This window comes from Frankia sp. CoWAU3, from assembly GCF_977971855.1.
Genome location: NZ_CDWWXB010000144.1, coordinates 1 through 540, shown reverse-complemented (window position 1 = coordinate 540; position 540 = coordinate 1). Strand labels below are relative to the sequence as shown.

General features: G+C 69.6%; 1 protein-coding gene. It reads right to left on the bottom strand.

The genetic code is table 11. From position 1 onward, the window contains the following. A partial coding sequence (locus AC08ON_RS12870; RefSeq protein ID WP_476617053.1) for a helix-turn-helix domain-containing protein occupies positions 1-411 on the bottom strand: 411 nt, incomplete at its 3' end. Positions 412-540 lie beyond the last annotated feature (129 nt).

The window sequence follows — 540 nt, the reverse complement described above, 5'->3', positions numbered from 1 at the left end:
CAGGGCCGGGAGGAGAGCGGCGAGCTGGGTGTGGTTGCCGGATCGGCGAAGGTCCGCGGCGTGCTCGGCGTCGCGGACCAGTTCCGCCGACGGTCGTGGCGTGATGCCATCGGGAGGCAGGTCCCAGTAGGTGAGCGCACGTCGGAGCTCGGGGATGTGCTGGTGGAGCGGGTCGAGATGCCGGCCACCGAGATCGTAGGGCTGCCCGGTCAGGGTCGTCACGTCGATGGTCAGCGCCCGTGCGACCGCTGCGACCAGGGCCGGGGTGGCGTCTCGGCTGCCCTGCTCGACCTTGCGGAGCAGGGAAAGGCTCACGTGTGCGTGTTCGGCCAGCTGGCGTTGGCTGAGGCTGCGCGCCTTGCGTGCGTCGGCGATGCGCTCGCCTGCGCCGCGGGTGCGGTCGTCATCCATCGTGGTGGCCCCCGGGCAGGCTCGGTCGGCTACGGAAGTCTCGGGTTGGCGCGCGGCGTGGGTCGTCTTTCACCCTACGTCGTGTGCCCCTTCGCGATTCACGAATGCCTTAGCTTGTCGTTTAACCTT